Origin of the sequence: Vibrio sp. SCSIO 43009 (assembly GCF_023716525.1) — a bacterium.
GTDB lineage: Bacteria > Pseudomonadota > Gammaproteobacteria > Enterobacterales > Vibrionaceae > Vibrio > Vibrio alginolyticus.
Genome location: NZ_CP071843.1, coordinates 188401 through 205768 on the forward strand (window position 1 = coordinate 188401; position 17368 = coordinate 205768).

Here is a 17368-nt window from a genome sequence, read left to right on the forward strand (position 1 = left end):
TCTTATTTAACGGTTTATTCCGACAAGGTGATGATTGGTAAATCGTCCCAAATCTTACTTTCATCCGATGCGCCACCGGAGAAGTTCCAAGGGCCTTTGTCTTGCTCTAGCGGACGGTAAGTTGCCGAAAGGCCGTCTAAGTCCCAAGTCGTGACATAGAAGCGGATACCATCGAGCGAATCTGGGCGGCCTAGTGCATCGCTAGCAAAGTCCATTGAAATGGTGTTGTTGGCTTTGTCTACTGTCACTGTTGGTGCTGGCGTTACGGCTTCTCCCCATGTCGTCGCATTTGCTCCTTTGGTGTTGTAAATCGAGCTTTGCCAGCCAAAAACAACCGCATTGCGACTCCAGGTTCCGCTTGGCATAGAAGCGTTGATCTTCGGTAGCTCAGACAAGTTGGTTGCCGTTTCTTCCGGTAAATCCATAAAGATGGTGAAACCCACGTGGTCGAAGCCGTTTGGTGGTAACCAAGTGTCGGTGATTTTGTCCATAGTGAAGGTCAAACGTACGTTACTGCCAACGGTAAATACCTCAGCTTTGTTGATTGCGAGTTGGCTATTGTTTTTATCGAATGTTGGATCCGTTGGTAGCGAATAGTTACCGTTAGGACCGCCCATGCCATCTTGCGCATCACCCGCGTCATCAATAGTGTCGTCTGGCGTGTTTGACCAGCTTAAGTCCGACACAAAGTTAACATCTTCAATGCCAGCTTTTTTCTCAGTAGAATAAATCGCGAAGCGGTGTTGTTGTTCGCCAATTGCAAAGTGACGAGTCGACAGCGTGACACTAAACTGACCATCAGCGCCTGCAGTAATGGCTTGCGCTGTTTCTAAGTTACCATCGACGACAAGGTTCAACTTCTCGTTGGCGTTCGCACTACCCGCGATAACAATATCACCAGTGATGGTTTTTCCTTCCCAACCCTGCGCCAGTTGGATGTTGAGGTCTGGGGTATCTACCGATTGGGTATCGTTAGTTTTTGAGTAAATCACGGCAGATTTGGCTGGTAGCTCAAGGGTTACGTGACCGTTTTCATCTGCGATTAACTGCTCTGGAGCGTCTACCCAGTTCGACATGATTTGTTGTTTGAAGACGGTGCCACCAACTTGTTCTACATCGAGTTGGTTCATCAACATCGGCGAGTTGGACGTATTCATCACAACCAAGACTTCGTCGTTATCCAACGTTCGAGTAAAGGCGAACACGCCCGCGCCCGCTTTATCGCTGCCAATCACTTTCATTTCGCCGCGTGTCATGACTTTGTTTTCAGTGCGTAGCTTGGCAAGTTCTTGAATAAACAAGTACATCTCACTGTTTTGGTCGAATGAGTCTACGTAGTTGCCATCTTCACGATACCCTCCGGCGAACATCGCATCACGCGCCGCTGACATCGCTTGCTCTGTACCTTGGTAAATCACAGGGATGCCCGGCACTGCCATCATTGTGATCAGAGCTTGCTTCATATCGTTGACACTGCCTTGCGATAGAAAACGTGGCATATCGTGGTTATCAATGAAGTTCGGCATGATGTATGGATTCGGGAACATGTCCATCATTTTCTCAAGACGGAAACGTAAATAGTCGGTCGGTTGCCCTGATGCAAATACGCGCGTCATGGTCGCTTGCAATGGGAAGTTCAGTACCGAGGTTAGCTGTTTCGGCGAGCCACTTTCACCGATGTAAGTCAGCATCTTCTCTTCGCCTTCGGTGTGGTAGGGCGTAGATGTTTCGAATACTTCACCAAAAGTGAGGAAGTTGTCACGACCAGTATCAACCGCTTGCGTCATCACACCATCGTCGGCGTGTAGGAAATCGTTCCAGAAATCGTGTTCAACAAACTTCACCGTATCGATACGGAATCCGTCGACGCCGACTTCGCGAATCCATTTTCGGTAGCTCTCTTTTAGATAAGCGCGTACTTCAGGATCGGACGTATTTAGATCATCCAGATCCGACAGTTGCCAGGTTTTTTCTTGGACGGGATCGTTGTGGTCGGTGATGCTTGGCGTCCAGTGGTAAATGCCAGTACCGTCTTCTTTACACTCATTCATGTTGAGCGGATAAGGCAGTTCTTGCCCTGCTGGCAGCGCATTTTCAATCAAACGGAAACCTTGGCAAGGTAGGCTAGGGTCGTAATAGTATGGGTCATCGTAAGTGAAGAAGTTACCTACGTGGTTGGTCACGATGTCTTGAATCAAGAACATATTACGAGCGTGCACTTCTCGCGCTAACGCTTGGTAGCTTTCCATGTCACCAAAGTGCTCATCCACTTTTTGGAAATCACGCGCCCAGTAGCCATGGTAGCCGCCGTAGTTTTGCTCGGCATCCCACCATTGGTTTGCCACTGGCGGTGTAATCCAGATAGAGGTAGCGCCTAGGTCTTCGATGTAGCCCAGTTTGTCACTGACACCAACCAGGTCTCCACCACTGAATTTCTTGTCTGAGGTAGGATCGTATTCATTCTGACCTTGATCGTTAAGCGTGTTGTCGCCGTCGTTAAAACGGTCGATCATCAAGAAGTAAATGATCTGGTCTTGCCAATCAGGAGATGCCACGTGGCTTCCTGTATCGGTTGGCGTAGTTTCATCGCTACCACAGCCAGAAAGAGCTAGGGCGATCGCTATAGGGAGTATTTTTATTTTATTCATAGGGTTAGGTAAGGTTTCAAACACGGTTTTTGTCTCCGTTGTGCAGCAATGCGGAAACGATAAATCAAAGGTTTGAAATTGAGAGTGTCATTTCACGCCAAAAAAGACGTGAAATGATGTCACGAAGAGACGATTTTGATCTGACCGACAGTTTTAATTGAGCGGTTGCACAATAGGATATTGTATCGGGTAATGCTCTTTCGCGAGCTCGTTGCCGGATTCATCATAAAGGCGGAAACGGCACTGCTTTGTAGTTTGAGTGAGCGATAATTGCAGCACCCAACAAGCATAATGTAGCGAGTGTTTGGTTAAGCGCATTGCGTGAGGTGTGGGGTCATCATCGGCGTAACAGTCAATCCTCGCAACGTTTTCAAGTCGGCATGCCAGTTCGATAAAGAGCGTATATTGCGCCCCAATGTTAATAAGTTGCCGAGTCGGGACAATATATTCCGTTGCGCCAATTAAAAGCCCCTTAGAAACTACATAATCACGCTGGTGGTTATTCTCAATGTAACGCTCCCCATCGACTTCGTAACACAGGCGAAAGGTAAGGGGATGCGCCACCGGAAGTTCGGTCGTTGCCCAGAGTTCGGTGCCATGACTTAAAAAACGCTCGAAGAAGGCGGGGTAGCGCCGCCATGCGCCATCACGGTCACGGCATTCTACCGAGACCACTTTTTCAAACGCAATATTGTCCACTTCCATCCAGATTTTGCCGACAGGTTGGTCGATGTGGTTATCGTCGAAGGTATTGGCTTTGGCGTAGTACAAGCGGATCGGTTGCTGATTTAGCTGAGTTCGGTTATCCAAACATTGTTGGCGATACTGCATGGGTGAAAACGGATACCAACGACGAAAAGTGCGGTGAAAGTTCGATGGTTCTTCGTAACCAAGTTGATAGGCGATTTGCTGCGTTGTGAGTTGGGTGTCGGCAAGCAAAGTGAGTGCTTGCTTTCTTTTCGCGAAATCAACGCATTGAGAGTAGCTCATTTGCTTCTCTTGCAGTCGACGTTGCAAGGTGCGTTTGGAGACGCCCAGTTGCCTTGCCGCTTGCTCTAACTTGAGCGCGTAATTGCTGTTTTTGATGAACAAGGCGTTCAAAACACTCAGTAATTCTGGTTGCTCAATTGGCTGGTGAGAAAGCAGCAAATAAACATGTTTCACCAGGTCAAACACGCTTGAACTCGTTTTAGAATCTCGCGTTTCCCTTAGAAAAATATCGGCCGCGAGTGGATTGCTGGCTTGAATTTGTACCTGTATTGATTCGCTTAGCTCAAGCATTTCCAATTGCATTTTGAGCAAGCCAAACACCGACTCCGCCCAATTTGGCATATCGGCCGTTCTGCATTCGACTTGCAGATGGATTTGGGCATCACCATGTTGCAATGTGACGTACAAACGGCGGTCGAATAATGAAACACTTTTACTCCACCAAAGCAGCCCTTCTTGGAGGTTAGGCGCTTCTTTCAACATCATGCATTGCAAGGCAACCAACTTCTCAATGTGCCAATATTCGCCGGCAATTCGAAGGTGATTGTGACCGAGCTTTTTGCACAGAAAGGATGTAATAACGTTATCTTGAGGCAGCATGAGTTGAGTTTGGTTGCGAGCAAACATGCATTATTGCTAAAAAGATGAAGAAGTTCAGTGAGAACGCTCAAAGCCTTTCTTATCGTTTTATTTTCAAATTTATTTTGAAAATGTTTTTAATCGAAATCGGTTTTTCCCTTTATCTCATGAGGTTATGCTGTTACACAGCTTAAGTTCATTAATTGGAGAACCTCATGGATATCGTACAAGCTGCAAAATCTCGTTACTCAACGAAAGTGTTTGACCCAACGCGCAAGCTACCTCAAGAAAAAATCGACGCAGTTAAAGAGCTGATTCGTTTTAGTCCATCGAGTGTGAACTCTCAACCTTGGCATTTCATTCTGGCAAGCACAGAAGAAGGCAAACAGCGCATCGCTAAAGCGGCGCAAGAGAACTACGCGTTTAACGCGGCGAAGATTCTCAATGCTTCTCACGTATTGGTGTTTTGTGCAAAAACAGGCATCGATAACGACTACATTGAAGCGCTAATGGTGCAAGAAGAAAAAGATGGTCGATTCCCAACTGAAGAAGCGAAAGCGGCTGTGCGCGGTGGTCGTAGCTACTTTGTAAACATGCACCGTTTTGATCTGAAAGATGCGAACCATTGGATGGAGAAACAAGTTTACCTCAACGTGGGTACGTTGCTGCTGGGAGCTTCGACGCTAGAAATTGATGCAGTGCCAATTGAAGGGTTTGATCCCAAAGTGCTGGATGAAGAATTTGGCTTGCGTGAAAAAGGTTACACCAGCGTTGTGATCGTGCCGCTGGGCTACCACGCGGAAGATGACTTCAACGCGAAAACGCCAAAGTCTCGCTGGGACACAGAAACCGTATTCACCGAGATCTAATTCGAGCTTACTTACAGGTGACGTAGAACCCTGTAATCAATATATAAATCGCAAAAGAGTGATAAAACGATGATCCACTTAGTTGCAGAAGTGAAAGCCTACCCAGACAGCAAGGATCAGGTGGTGAATTTGCTTGCTGGTTTACTAGAGCCAACTCGTCAAGAAGAAGGCTGTTGCCAATACGAGTTGTATCTTGACGAGAAAGTTGAAGGCCTATTTATGTTCCAAGAGATTTGGGCATCGCAAGAGGCCTTGGATAAGCATTTGCAAAGCCCGCACATGGCGGCGTTTCTTGAAACATTGGAAGAGAACGATTGGGTTGAGTATACCCAGATTCGTCCTCTTCGATTTATCGCCTAATGACAGAAGGTTGCCAGCACGTTGGCGCGTTGCTGGCAGCATTTTTGTTGGATAAAGTCGCGGAAAGTCCGAATCGTTGGCGTTAGTAACCGACGATCGGCGCACACCATGTAGAGCGGCACTGGGCCGCAATCCCACTCTGGTAACACTCGCACCAATCTTCCCTCGATTAAGTCTCGGCTAATGTCCATCAATGATTTATTCGCAATGCCTTTGCCTTTGATCGCTAACCGGTGTGGCAAGTCACTATCGTTGCTCAACAAGTTACCGCTGACCACGATTTGTTCTTTCTCGCTGCCACGCGTGAGCGTCCATTTGTTGTAGACCGAATCCGCGACCATGTAGCACAAGCAGTTGTGTTGCGTTAAATCGGCAGGAGAGGCGAGTTCTGGATGTGTAGCTACGTACTCTGGCGATGCACATAATATCCGTTCGTTTGACCCACATAATGCCAATACGACCAGATTGGAGTCGGCCGGCTCGCCGTAGCGAATCGCAATATCGACAGGCTTTGTGTACATATCCGTCAAGCTATCGGACAGCTCTAGTTTGATGGAAACATTTGGGTAGAGATCGATGAACTCATCCACCCAATCGAGCAACATATTGCGACCAAAATCGGAGGGTGCAGTAATGTGCAGCTGACCAGACAACTCCCCGCGCGCACTTGAGATCTGATCCAACCCCTCTTGCAATGTTGCCAACGCTTGCGTGGTTTTGTCTAAAAACAGTTCGCCCTCTGAGGTTAAACGCAGGCTTCGGGTGGAACGCACAAACAACGGGAAACCGATTTGCCCTTCAAGACGCTTAATCGATGCGCTAATGGCGGCAGGTGTCATGTCCATACTGTTAGCGGCTTTTGAAAAGCTGCCTTGGCGCGCGGTTTCGACAAAAATATTGAGGTCGTTGAGGGCTTTCATAATGAAAAGGGCTTTTAAGAAGTTTGGGCTACTATAGGGGAGAGTCGTAGGCCAATTCAAGGTTAAAACATTAGGTTGCACGGCGAGTTTGAGTTAGATTAGCGCGCAACTTCACTTTACCGGATCAATAGCATGAGCCAACAGCAGCCGAATAACCCACTTCACGGGTTGAGTTTAGAGAAAATCGTCACCCGACTAGTTGAACACTTTGGTTGGAATGGCATGTATGAGCGCGTTCGTGTGAACTGTTTCAAGAAAGATCCTTCAATCAAATCGTCGCTGAAGTTCCTGCGCAAAACGCAATGGGCCAGAGATAAGGTGGAAGCGCTGTACATCGAGACGTTCTGCTAACCGCTCTATGGTCTGCAGCAAGCGGTAAGTAGATTCTTAGTCTCGCTATGGCTCGCTAGAATGACGCAGCTTTTCTTATCGCGTCGGCTGGAAGAGTCGCTCTGCTGATACGTCTAAAGCGAGATTCCGAGTGACTCACTTAGGTTCTTCTGGAATCGCTTTTTTGGATGGTTTTGTAGAGATCAGAGTCAAACTCGAACCGTCATTCTGAACCGCGAGGAACGAGCGTGATTCAGAATCTACTCTCAGATTGTATTGAGTTTATTCATGGCTTTATGGTCTGCAGCAAGCGGTAAGTAGATTCTTAGTCTCGCTATGGCTCGCTAGAATGACGTAGCTTTCTTATCGCGTAGGCTGGAAGAGTCGCGCTGCTGTTACGTTTAGCGAGGTTTCGAATGATTCACTTAGGCTCATTAGAATGACTCTAGTTTTCTTATTGCGTAAGTTGGAATGGTATCTCAGCATCATTCCCGATAGCGATGAAGGAGCGCTGTCGGGAACCTCGCCTTTAATCTCTCGTTTCTTGCTACTCCAAATGATGCGTACTACCCACGGTTCCTTCCAAGTCTAAAATCGACTGGCGAACGTGATCTGGAATCGCAGCTTTAACGTTGTTCTTAAAATCAAACATCACACCAGTGGCGGTCGCGATGGTCGCAATTTTCCCCCACTTCTTACTCAGCACTTGGTACTCCATTGTGATGCGATCTTCTTGCATGTCGATTACGCGAGAACCGACTAATAGCGTGTCTGGGTAAGTAACAGGCAATTTGTAGCGGCATTGAGTCTCGCTCAGTACTGGCCCAATTTGCGAGGTCTGCAGGTCGACCAGCAGGTTAATTTTGTTGAAGTAATCTAAACGCGCCGTCTCGAAGTAGCGAAAATAGACCACGTTATTAACATGTTGCAGAGCATCCATTTCACCCCATGCGACTTTTATCTCTGTGATAACGGGAAAGTCCTTTAACAGTGTGTCCATTTTTATTGCTCCTTTTTCATCTGCTTTGCCACAAATTGCGACGCGACTTATCACTTTGAGCATTTATTCTAGATGTAATTATTTAATATGTAATAAAATTGTTTTTAAAATGTGAAATGGAATGGTGGTTTGATTATGTAAACTAGAAACTTTACATAATCGAGTTGAAGGCGTAAGTTTAACTAAGAGTAACCAGATAGGAGGTGTCTCATGATTGAACTCAAAGGTTTCAACCTCGCAAGAGTTGAGAAACGCATTGATTGGACAGGTGAGCTGTTCAGTTTGAGAATATCTGGCGCGCCTCTTTCCTTTAAAGCTGGCCAATTCACCAAGCTTGCTTTGCTTGATGATGAAGGTAAGCCGATCAGCCGTGCTTACTCCGTGGTTAATGCGCCAAGCGAGCAATTCGATTGGTTGGAATTTCTAATAGTAGCCGACCCTCAAGGACAACTTTCTCCACGGCTCCAAAAGCTTAAATCTGGTGATAGTATTTATGTCGGTGCCACTGCACATGGCGATTTAACCCATGATTCTATTCCTAAACAGGCTCATGACCTGTGGCTGCTATCTACAGGTACGGGGATTGGACCGTTTTTATCGCTGCTGGATGATATAAACCTACCGCCTCACAATGAGCGCATTGTGCTGGTTCATGCCGTTCGTTTCGAAAAAGATCTGGTTTATAAATACCTAATTGAACAGCTTCAGCAACGATATGAAGGCAGATTAAAGTATATACCGATAGTCAGCAGGGAAGTGGTTGATGGTAAATTACAAGGCCGAATTCCTGAACTCATCGAATCGGGTTTACTGTCCAACGCCGCTGATGCGCCATTCTCAGCTCAGCGTAGCTTTGTCATGATGTGTGGGAATCCACAAATGATCAAAGATACCGTGCCCGTCTTACAAGAGCTAGGCTTGGAAAAGTATCGCCATCAAACAGGGGGAAATATCATTTACGAACGTTACTGGTAGCGTTTTGTTAAATTGATACGGTTATGCTCAAGATGTAATGATTACTTTTGAGATACGACCGCGATTTAGTATGTTCTTAGTTGAATATTATGTTGGCAATACCTAAACTGCGCTCACCATTGCGCGTCTGTACACCCAGTCATTCTCGCTTAACCAATTACATTGAGGTGACTGAAGTCCATGTATGCTTTTATCGCGAGCAAGCAACAGAGAATCATTGCTGGTTTTATCGACCTGCTCTTTGCGATGGTGGTCGTGTTAATCATCGCATTGAGTATTAACTCTTTTCTTAACGACTTTCAGCTCTCTTTAGCGGATAACCTCACGCTTGTTCGTGAAACTCAGGCGTTTTACTTGCTTTCTTTACCAACGGTTTTAATGATCAACTGGAATGCATTGAGTCATGGGCAAACCATTGGTATGCGCATGATTGGTATTAAAGTTGTAATGAAAAATGATAGTAAGGCAACGAAAGTTACAGCAGGGTTAAGGCTTGTTATTAGCTACTTACTGGAGATGCTCATTCCGGGGATCCCGTTGGTAAATTTGGCATTGTTGTTCTTTCATCCGGAGCGACGTTTGTTGCATGACTTGATCGCCAATACTAAAGTTGTCCAAGTTTCCTAATTTTTGATCAAAAAAGCCACGTGAAGTGGCTTTTTTAATATCGATAAAGTTAACCAGATTTACTGTTGATTAACATATTTCTTAAAGCGAGCTTTGGTTTCTGCGTCTGCTTTTTGGTACCAGAAGTGCAGCATCTCTTCAGCTGTCGAATCCGCTTTAACCGCAGTTGCTCTCACTTGCTTCATATCCGCAGGAACCTTTGCAGGAAGCGTGACTGGCTGCATGGTCGCTGCGCTAGCAAAAGCCACGGCTGCTGCACCGCCAGCCTGGTTGTAATCTTCGATTTCACGTACGTAATCACGACCGATTTGCATACCCGGTTTGAGCAGCTTGTCCTGGTCAACCGCGATTGCGTTGCCAGAATCATCAACCAGTTTCCAATCTAAGTCTTTGATCTTCTCTTCCGCATCACGTAGGTTGCGGTATTCTGGCATTTGTAGAGTGAGTTCGGCATTGGTCGCGTCAAATCGTGTAACGATAACATCGCTTTCAACACTTAAACGGTCATTACCTTGGTTGAAGTAAGGGGCGAAACGAAATACGACTTGGTTAAGGCCATCAGGTAACGTCAGTGTTCTCTCAGAGGCGAAAAAACCACCCGAAAGATCTGCTTTTTCACCGTTAGCCGCTAATACTGAAACGTTGTCAGGAACACTCACGGTTACATCTGCGAATGCCATGCCACTCATTGCGAGAGCAAGCGCACAAGTTAAAGGCTTGATCAATTTCATTGTTTTTATCCTAAGCAAATTAGTGGTCATCGAGAGTGCATCGTTCATTGCCCGATTGCAACTCCCAAGTGTAATAAGTATGAAAATTTAACAAGAACGTCATTTTTATCGCATTTATTACGACGAAACTGTGATCCAAATAGAATCAAACCGCTGAAATTCAGCGGTTTGATATCATAAGTTATAGATTGAATTTCTTTCTAACTTATTGATTTATTATATGCCTGCACCATGTCCAGGTTCTGATTGGTCATCAGAAGCGTCTTGTTGTTCTGCCATTTCTTCTTGCTGTTGTGCTTTCTCAATGCTCAACCACCAAACAAATAACTCATACCAAATTGCTAGGATAACGGCACCTAAGAACAGACCAACGATGCCGTAGAAAAGCATACCACCGATGGCACCGAGCAGAATCACAGGCATTGGCACGTCGACGCCACGTCCCATTAACATTGGTTTGAACAGGTTTTCAGAAAGAGCCGCAACTACGACCCAAACAGTAAACATGGTTGCTGTTGAGGTGTCTTGGGTCATGTACATGAAGCCAATCACAGGTAGCACTGCGAGCAACGCCGGGAGCTGAGCGATACATAAAATCATTAGAAGCAGTGTGAGTAAACCTGCTGCCGGAACGCCAAATACGAAGAAACCAGCACCGATCAACAGTGCTTGAATCGCCGCTACACCGACTACGCCAAGCAGTACGCTTTTAATTGTCGCTGCGATAAGCGTGGTCCAGCTTTTTGCGTTTTCACCTGCGGTTCGAATCGCGATGGTTCTTAGGCCTGATGCCGCAGATTCAGAGTACGTCATGAAACCTGCTGCAATCGCAAGTGACAAGATTGAAAGCAGTAAACTTCCCAATACGCCCCCAAGTGTACCCAGTAAAGATGTGAGCCCTGCCTTTATTTGTGGCATAAAGGTTTGAATAGCTTGTTCAAGATTAGTAGCGAATAGGGTCCACACTTCGTAGAGCTTATCACCCACGATAGGCCAATCCGCTACGGAAGCTTTTGGCCCTGGTATTTTCACTTGTCCATTTTGTAGTACTTCAAGCGCGTGCGTTGCACCATCCACAATGGAGCCTGATACCATAACAAGTGGCGTGACAAGGAGGGCAATACCAAGTAAAGCAATGGTTGTGGCTGCCAGGCCTCTGCGACCACCATATACACGCTGCAATTTTTGGGTAAGCGGCATTAAAGCGACGGCTATAATAGCGCCCCAAATAACCGGAAGTATGAAGGGTTTGATGATGTCGTACGTAAACATCAGCAAGACAAAGATCAAGCCAATGCGTATTGCTGATTCCACCATATTACTGATGAAAAGCTTACTGTCGATTTTTACCGATTGTTTATCCATTTTTGTTTACCTGATGATCAATGTTAGAACTGACGAGACTTGAAACAACAATCGCCATATAAAAAACACCTGTGATGGCCTCTAAATACACCACGACTTGAGCCAGTGGTGTTAGAGGACTAATGTCGCCATAACCGAGCGTGGTTAAGGTAACGAAACTGAAATACGCTGCATTGGAGAAGTTCTGCCCCCAAGAAATCGCTTCCATACCGGTAAAGGCTTCAGGCGAAAACTCAAGCAGAATGAGGTAGGCAATCGCCCACATCAGACCAAGCAGCAAGAAAAGCGCTACCGAGCCAATGACTTTGTTGCTGTTGACATGGCCGGTGAAAAGAATCTGTCTTGCGATGGATTTAAAAGTGCCGAAAAAGAACGCAAAGGTGAGGGCAAGCATCACCACATTCATCTCTCTGATGTCGAAAACGGTCTTGATCACAATCACAAGAACCCAAACACCAAACAGGCTGTAGAGGAAACGAGACCAGGTTTTGTCAAAGCGAAGGCTCGCAAAACAGACGATAAACGTCAGAACCGTGAAAGCCTGAAGTATGTGTTCAATCGTCCCTTCACCTACTACTTGTGCCATCGCACTCCCTAGCAACAAAATCACTAGCGCTAAGGTTAGATAGAAGAAGTTGTTTTCTTCATTAATGTTTTTGAGGTTTTTACCAATGACCATGGCTCTTCTCACTTAGTTATTGTTCACTGTCTGCGGATGACTCTTTCATCACCATGATGGACGCAGAAAGCCCGAATCGAAGATCAACATCTTCAGGAAGTTCTTGTAGGGAGATTCGCACCGGAATACGTTGTGCTAAGCGAATCCACTGAAAAACAGGGTTTACGTTTGGCAGAAGGTTGTAGCCGACCGTGCCGTCTTTGGGCGCAATACCCCAACCAATCGAGTCAACCGTCGCGTCAATTGGCGTGTCTGGGTGAGACATCAAAGTGACACGCGCTTGGCTGCCAGGTTCGATTTGCGCAAGTTGGTTTTCACGGAAGAAACCAAATACCCAAAAGCTGTTTTTGTCGATCAGTGCGAGCAGTGGTTGGTTTGCGACCGCTTGCGTACCGTTTCTAATATCGAGGTTAGATACAAAACCATCGACGGTCGCATAAACTTTGGTAAAGCTGAGATTAAGGCGTGCTGATTTTAGTTGCTCTTCTGCAGATTTGATTTGCAGTAGCGACTCTTCGTAAGCGATTTCACGACGAATCAGATCCTTATGAGAAACTGCGCCACGGTCTTTGGCACGAATGTCTTTTAAGCGGTCATATTCGATTTTTTTACCGCGAGAGCTAACAATGGAGCGCTCCAGTGCTACTTCGGCTTGAGATAACGCAACCTGGTAAGTCGCAGGGTCGATTTCAAACAGTAAATCCCCCGTTTTTACTTCTTGGTTGTCTTGCACCGCGACATTTACAATTGGGCCTGATACGCGAGGAGCCACTTTGATGACGTTAGCACGCACTTGCCCATCTCGTGTCCATGGGTTATTAAAGTATTCCTCAAACTTTTGATAGCCGAGCCAAGCTGCGCCACCAAGAATGACAAGATTGAGTGCGATTACGAATAGTTTTTTCATCTTGTTTGGCACCTAAAATTGAATATAAAAGCTGTCGATGGCCACCACATAACCGACCATGATGGCAATAAACGTCAGAGACGGAAAAGCGATGAAGCGAGACAAACGTGTCTTGTTCAATATCATCACCGTTATCCACGTGGCCGTGACGGCGAGAAAGAGCACGAGTAGCGTAGGAGAAAAGTAAACGTCTCCCCAAGAGAGTTCATGAGGCATTACCGATCCTCCGTTTTGTTTTCATCACTGGTCTCAGCCGGAGTTTCGAGGCGCAAAGGCGGCAATACGCGGTTTTCTTCATTTAAATAACCATCCCAGTCAGTTCGTTCTGTCATTTGCTTGGCAATAGATTCACTGAGGAAGGGTTTGCCTGTTTGGGTTTGCCAGCCTCCACCGAGGGCTTTATAGAGTGCAACAACTTGGTTCGCCACGTTCCCTTTGATCGTTGCGTAGCTGTCTTCCGCACGGGTCATTTTTTCTACCGAGTTAAGCAGACGTTCGAATGAAATTTGTCCGTTTTCGTACTGTGTCATGGATATGTTGAACGCACGAATGGAAGAGTTGACCGATTGCAAGCGTAAATCTTTTTGTTGCAAATACAGGTCATACGCTTCGATTGCATTGGTGACTTCATTAACGGCTTGCAGTACCTTTTTGTTGTAGTTCGTCAGCGTTTCTTGGAAGCGAGCATCTTCGAAACGAATGTTATTTTTCACGCGTCCGTATTGGAAAATGTTCCAACTGAACGTTGGGCCAACCACCATGGTGAGCGAATCGCTAAAACTGAAACTGCTGCCATCGGGAACCGTACTGTCGATACCGATGGAACCGAACAACGAAAAGCTTGGGTACAGAGCGGTTTCTGCCACGCCAATCTGCGCACTTTGCGCGCGAGCTTGCATCTCAGAGACTTGCAAATCCGGACGTCGCATCACTAAGTTAGCATCCACTTGCGTATCCAAAAGCGGTGGACGTGGCACAATGGAAAGCTCGTCGGTGCCCGATAGTGCCGATTTTCTGCCCGTCGATTTGAACTGGGCTTCGTACTCAGCGATTTGCTTGTGCATCCCATCCGACTGTAGCAGTCGATCTACTTCTTCTGGTAACAGACCCAGTAGCAAAGCCAACACAGTACGTGATTGCTTCATTGCCACTTCGAGGCTCGGTAACGCTGCTTTGGTGGTGTAGAGTTGGTTTTTAGCTTGTTGAACGTCCAATTCTGTAACGTTGCCAGAGTCGAACTGCACCTGAGTAATACGTACGACACGCTCTTGAATCTCTATGTTGCGGCGAGACAGCAAAATACGTTCTTGGAATGTGCGATAGTTGATGTAATTGCGCGCCACTTCGGCGGTTATGGTGACCATGATGTCGTGATACGATGCGATGGATGCGTAGTAACCCGCTTCTGCCGACTCAATACCGCGAGCATACTTGCCCCAAACATCCATTTCCCAAGCAGCATCAAACGACAAAGTGGCGTTATTCACGCCCTGATCATTTACGTAGGCACGCGCTAGGTTTCCTGACACGGTTTGAACTTGTGGGTATTGCAAGCCAGTCGAAATACCAAGCAATGAACGTGCTTGGACAATTCGTAGCCCTGCGGCTTCTAAATCGAGGTTTTGTTTGCTCGCCAACTCAACCAGCTGATTAAGAGTCGAGTCATTAAATTGCTGCCACCATTGTTGTAGCTGTTGCTCTGATTGCTGCGTATCTTTGGCTGCTTTTTGCACCGACCAGTCACTTGGCAGTGGCGCCTGCTTTGGATGAACATAATCTGGTCCTACCGTGGTACACGCACTGAGTCCGAGCAAAGAAAGTATGGCGAGGCTTGGTTTGGTTAGTTTTGGAAGCATCATATCCCCACCTTTAAAAACGCTTCTGTTGTAAGTTCACCCAATCGATATCCTCGTAGGTTTGCTTGCAATGCTTGATTGCTTCGAACACGTTCCGTTTTAAATTCAGCAAGATATAAAAACCGGCTATCTCTGAATAAGCGTAGTCAGATAAATCCAACTCACTAAAAAAATCTTCCAGTTTATCTTCGAATGTTTGGTAATCTTGACTGTATTGGTCGAATACGGAGTCGAGTTCTTGTGTTGCTTGATGGCTGGCTAAAGCGCCCGCCATCAAAGGAATGATGGAATCGCGGTGCTGTTGGCGAAGCTGAGTAATTAGTGGATTGGTCATCAACTTTTTCTCGGCGGCCATTAAGATGTTGATGTGATTACTGAGTACATCACACGCTTTGCTAAACGCGCCAATCGCTTCTGGCGTGGTTTTATCAAAGTGTTTGTGGTTGATTTTCGAACCCCAGACTTTGAGCTTTTTCGATGAGACATTGAGCGTCACTAAGTGTAAGGCCCGTTTGAGCGGCGTAATAACCGAGCTAGACTGCTGTTGATAGGTAGTGAACAGCTCTCGGGTATGTCGGAAGTAGCGTTCTTTTATGGTCAAAAAGAGGTGTTCTGGTCGTGAGCTAAACGGGAAGTAGTGCGCGAAAATAATCATGAACACCACCATGTAGAACAACAGCATGATCGTCATGAGGATCCCGAAGTGATAAAACATGTTGTTGTCTAAACCGAGAACAAACAAGCCAATCATATAGAAAATCGTCACTGGCCCGTTAAACAGATAAAAACCGATAAAGGTGTAGATAAAGATAAACAGGCCAAGTTCTAATCCGAGATCCAATTGCGGAAGAATGAAGACGTAAGAAGGCACCGCGAACAAGAAGCCGAAAGTGAACAGCACAAGTAACAATATCGGGTGCACAGGTACGAACGACAGCAAAGACATAAACATGGTCGAGAAGACCACGAATGAATAGCCGCCTGGTGGATTGAAATAAATCCAAATCAGTCCTGCAATCCAATAGATAACAAAGGTTTTGACCGCAGTTTTAAAGTTTTCTGCGTCCCACCATAGAAACTTGCCTTTCGGTTTCGGCAGTGGCACGTCAAAGGAGACATTGTTCGTCACAGAGTCAATACAGCTAATGCTCTCCGCTAAACGCGACAAATTTTGATGCATCAGTTCCAACAGGTGACCAAGCGTAAGCGCAGAGCCTTTCTCTAGGTGCGCTGCGTCTTCTAGCAACGCTTGGTTGTATTTGACTTTGAATTCCTGAGCACGATAAGCGGGTTCTTTTTCGTCCCAGACTTGTTGGCAGGTATCAAATAGCGCGTCAATTTCCGCCACGGCTTGATCAAAGTTGCTGATGCTTTCACGGTCTTGCTGGTGGCTAAAGTGGCTGTGCGCCGCGACGGTCAATTGTTGCGTTACCTGCTTGTTCAAATGAACTGCCAAGCGCCACTCTTTCATGTAGGCCGACACGTCACTGCATTCCACACTGACCGTGGCAAAACGCTGTTCGAGCGCATTTTGAGCGGCAAACATCTGTTCGATGAGAGTGTCCACGCTAGGAGGTTGTGGCTCTTCCGCTTCTGGATTTTCTTCTCCGCCTTCTTGAGGAGAGATTTGCCCTGCCGATTTTTGCTCGAAATTTTGCAAGATAGAGGTGAACAACGCGCGTTGTGCTTGGTTGAGTTGTTCGATGAGCTGCCTTAGGTTTTGTTCTGTTTTGGTCGGGAATAAGAAAGTCCCCACGAGTGTGTAAACCACCACCCCAAACACCGTCATGTAGGCGCGGTCAACGCCATATAGAAACGCACCTTCTGCGTCACCGCCATTGGACATCATCAGTGTCATCACGCCGGTCAGCATGAGTAGCGTTGGATCTTTTTGATAGGCATTACGGAAGTAAAAAATGAATGAGACCACAACCGACACGCTCAGCATGTACAGCAAGCGGTCTTGAGCAAACAACCCCACCAGTAACAAGCCAACCACGGCACCAACCAATGTACCTAACACGCGTAAGGTACCTTTGGCGAGTGATTCACGACGACTGCCTGTCGATGCAATCAGCATTACAGTAGTTGCGGCCGTCGATGCTTGCGGCCAACCCATGGCAAACGGGATCAGATAAGCCAGAGTCAGGCTAAGCGATACTTTAATAGCGAATTTTATTTTGTCGTTCATAGTGTCAAAGTTTGCTCAGGCTTATCGTTATAAGTTGATGAATTTCTTATATGAATAATCAGAATCTTGTTCTGAATAAATTCGGGGGCGGAATATAGCGGGTGAAAAAGTGTGCTTTGTAAACCCTTTGTCAAAACAAAAAGTGCGTATTTGGCTTGATCTCGTGCTAGCCCTTGGCGTTATTGGTGAAACGCCTAAAACGAGCAAATTCGCGATCTGTGATGATTCTCACTTTTGAAACAAAATCGTTGCATTGTGTGAGCCAATGCTCACCTTATATTCTTCGCCTGGTACCAAAGCAGACCACTTATACCATCTGCAATGAGCTTTACTGCTTTAAA

General features: G+C 46.3%; 16 protein-coding genes. 5 read left to right on the top strand and 11 right to left on the bottom strand.

Annotated elements, in window-relative coordinates:
* Window positions 1–14 precede the first annotated feature (14 nt).
* On the bottom strand, window positions 15–2672 hold the full coding sequence (locus J4N43_RS16500) for an alpha-amylase family glycosyl hydrolase (protein WP_033906680.1): 2658 nt from the start codon (window positions 2670–2672) through the stop codon (window positions 15–17).
* A 129-nt stretch (window positions 2673–2801) separates the two neighbouring features.
* On the bottom strand, window positions 2802–4265 hold the full coding sequence (locus J4N43_RS16505) for a helix-turn-helix domain-containing protein (protein ID WP_172677726.1): 1464 nt from the start codon (window positions 4263–4265) through the stop codon (window positions 2802–2804).
* Between the two features lie 167 nt (window positions 4266–4432).
* On the opposite strand from J4N43_RS16505, the gene nfsB reads away from it, so the two are divergent.
* Window positions 4433–5086: an oxygen-insensitive NAD(P)H nitroreductase gene (gene nfsB / locus J4N43_RS16510; RefSeq protein WP_031411911.1), complete on the top strand. Its 654-nt coding sequence runs from the start codon at window positions 4433–4435 to the stop codon at window positions 5084–5086.
* Window positions 5087–5155: 69 nt separating this feature from the next.
* Entirely contained in the window at window positions 5156–5446 is a 291-nt protein-coding gene (locus tag J4N43_RS16515; RefSeq protein WP_025504417.1) for a putative quinol monooxygenase, read from the top strand.
* On the opposite strand, the gene J4N43_RS16520 is transcribed toward J4N43_RS16515, so the two are convergent.
* Window positions 5443–6366 (bottom strand): LysR family transcriptional regulator, encoded by a 924-nt coding sequence (locus tag J4N43_RS16520; protein ID WP_005374928.1) that lies wholly within the window; start codon window positions 6364–6366, stop codon window positions 5443–5445. The two genes, J4N43_RS16515 and J4N43_RS16520, sit on opposite strands and share 4 nt — an antisense overlap.
* 132 nt (window positions 6367–6498) lie before the next feature.
* On the opposite strand from J4N43_RS16520, the gene J4N43_RS16525 reads away from it, so the two are divergent.
* Window positions 6499–6717, top strand: a complete 219-nt coding sequence (locus J4N43_RS16525) for a VF530 family protein (RefSeq protein ID WP_005374929.1) — start codon at window positions 6499–6501, stop codon at window positions 6715–6717.
* 526 nt (window positions 6718–7243) lie between these two features.
* Here J4N43_RS16525 and J4N43_RS16530 read toward each other — a convergent pair.
* A complete protein-coding gene (locus J4N43_RS16530) occupies window positions 7244–7696 on the bottom strand; it encodes an acyl-CoA thioesterase (RefSeq protein ID WP_005374933.1) in 453 nt (150 codons plus the stop codon).
* 210 nt (window positions 7697–7906) lie between these two features.
* Between J4N43_RS16530 and J4N43_RS16535 the strand changes: the two genes are divergently transcribed.
* Window positions 7907–8671 (top strand): ferredoxin--NADP reductase, encoded by a 765-nt coding sequence (locus tag J4N43_RS16535; RefSeq protein WP_062730902.1) that lies wholly within the window; start codon window positions 7907–7909, stop codon window positions 8669–8671.
* A 180-nt stretch (window positions 8672–8851) separates the two neighbouring features.
* Window positions 8852–9298 carry an RDD family protein gene (locus J4N43_RS16540; RefSeq protein WP_017634410.1) on the top strand — a complete coding sequence of 149 codons (447 nt, stop codon included), beginning with the start codon at window positions 8852–8854 and terminating at the stop codon, window positions 9296–9298.
* A gap of 59 nt (window positions 9299–9357) precedes the next feature.
* Here J4N43_RS16540 and J4N43_RS16545 read toward each other — a convergent pair whose 3' ends face one another.
* The 7 genes from J4N43_RS16545 to J4N43_RS16575 all read right to left on the bottom strand — a co-directional run bounded on the left by J4N43_RS16545 (window position 9358) and on the right by J4N43_RS16575 (window position 17027).
* Window positions 9358–10029, bottom strand: coding sequence for a DUF2057 domain-containing protein (locus J4N43_RS16545; protein ID WP_062730903.1), 672 nt, complete (start codon window positions 10027–10029; stop codon window positions 9358–9360).
* A gap of 216 nt (window positions 10030–10245) precedes the next feature.
* Window positions 10246–11394, bottom strand: a complete 1149-nt coding sequence (locus J4N43_RS16550; RefSeq protein ID WP_017634412.1) for an AI-2E family transporter — start codon at window positions 11392–11394, stop codon at window positions 10246–10248.
* Window positions 11387–12073, bottom strand: coding sequence for a potassium channel family protein (locus J4N43_RS16555; protein WP_017634413.1), 687 nt, complete (start codon window positions 12071–12073; stop codon window positions 11387–11389). Before J4N43_RS16555 ends, J4N43_RS16550 begins: the two co-directional genes overlap by 8 nt.
* A gap of 16 nt (window positions 12074–12089) precedes the next feature.
* On the bottom strand, window positions 12090–12980 hold the full coding sequence (locus tag J4N43_RS16560; RefSeq protein ID WP_047102391.1) for an efflux RND transporter periplasmic adaptor subunit: 891 nt from the start codon (window positions 12978–12980) through the stop codon (window positions 12090–12092).
* 12 nt (window positions 12981–12992) lie between these two features.
* Window positions 12993–13196, bottom strand: a complete 204-nt coding sequence (locus J4N43_RS16565; RefSeq protein WP_005374946.1) for a DUF1656 domain-containing protein — start codon at window positions 13194–13196, stop codon at window positions 12993–12995.
* Window positions 13196–14839, bottom strand: a complete 1644-nt coding sequence (locus tag J4N43_RS16570) for a TolC family protein (protein WP_062730904.1) — start codon at window positions 14837–14839, stop codon at window positions 13196–13198. The genes J4N43_RS16565 and J4N43_RS16570 overlap by 1 nt, the downstream gene beginning before the upstream one ends.
* A 10-nt stretch (window positions 14840–14849) precedes the next feature.
* On the bottom strand, window positions 14850–17027 hold the full coding sequence (locus J4N43_RS16575) for an FUSC family protein (RefSeq protein ID WP_062730905.1): 2178 nt from the start codon (window positions 17025–17027) through the stop codon (window positions 14850–14852).
* Window positions 17028–17368 lie beyond the last annotated feature (341 nt).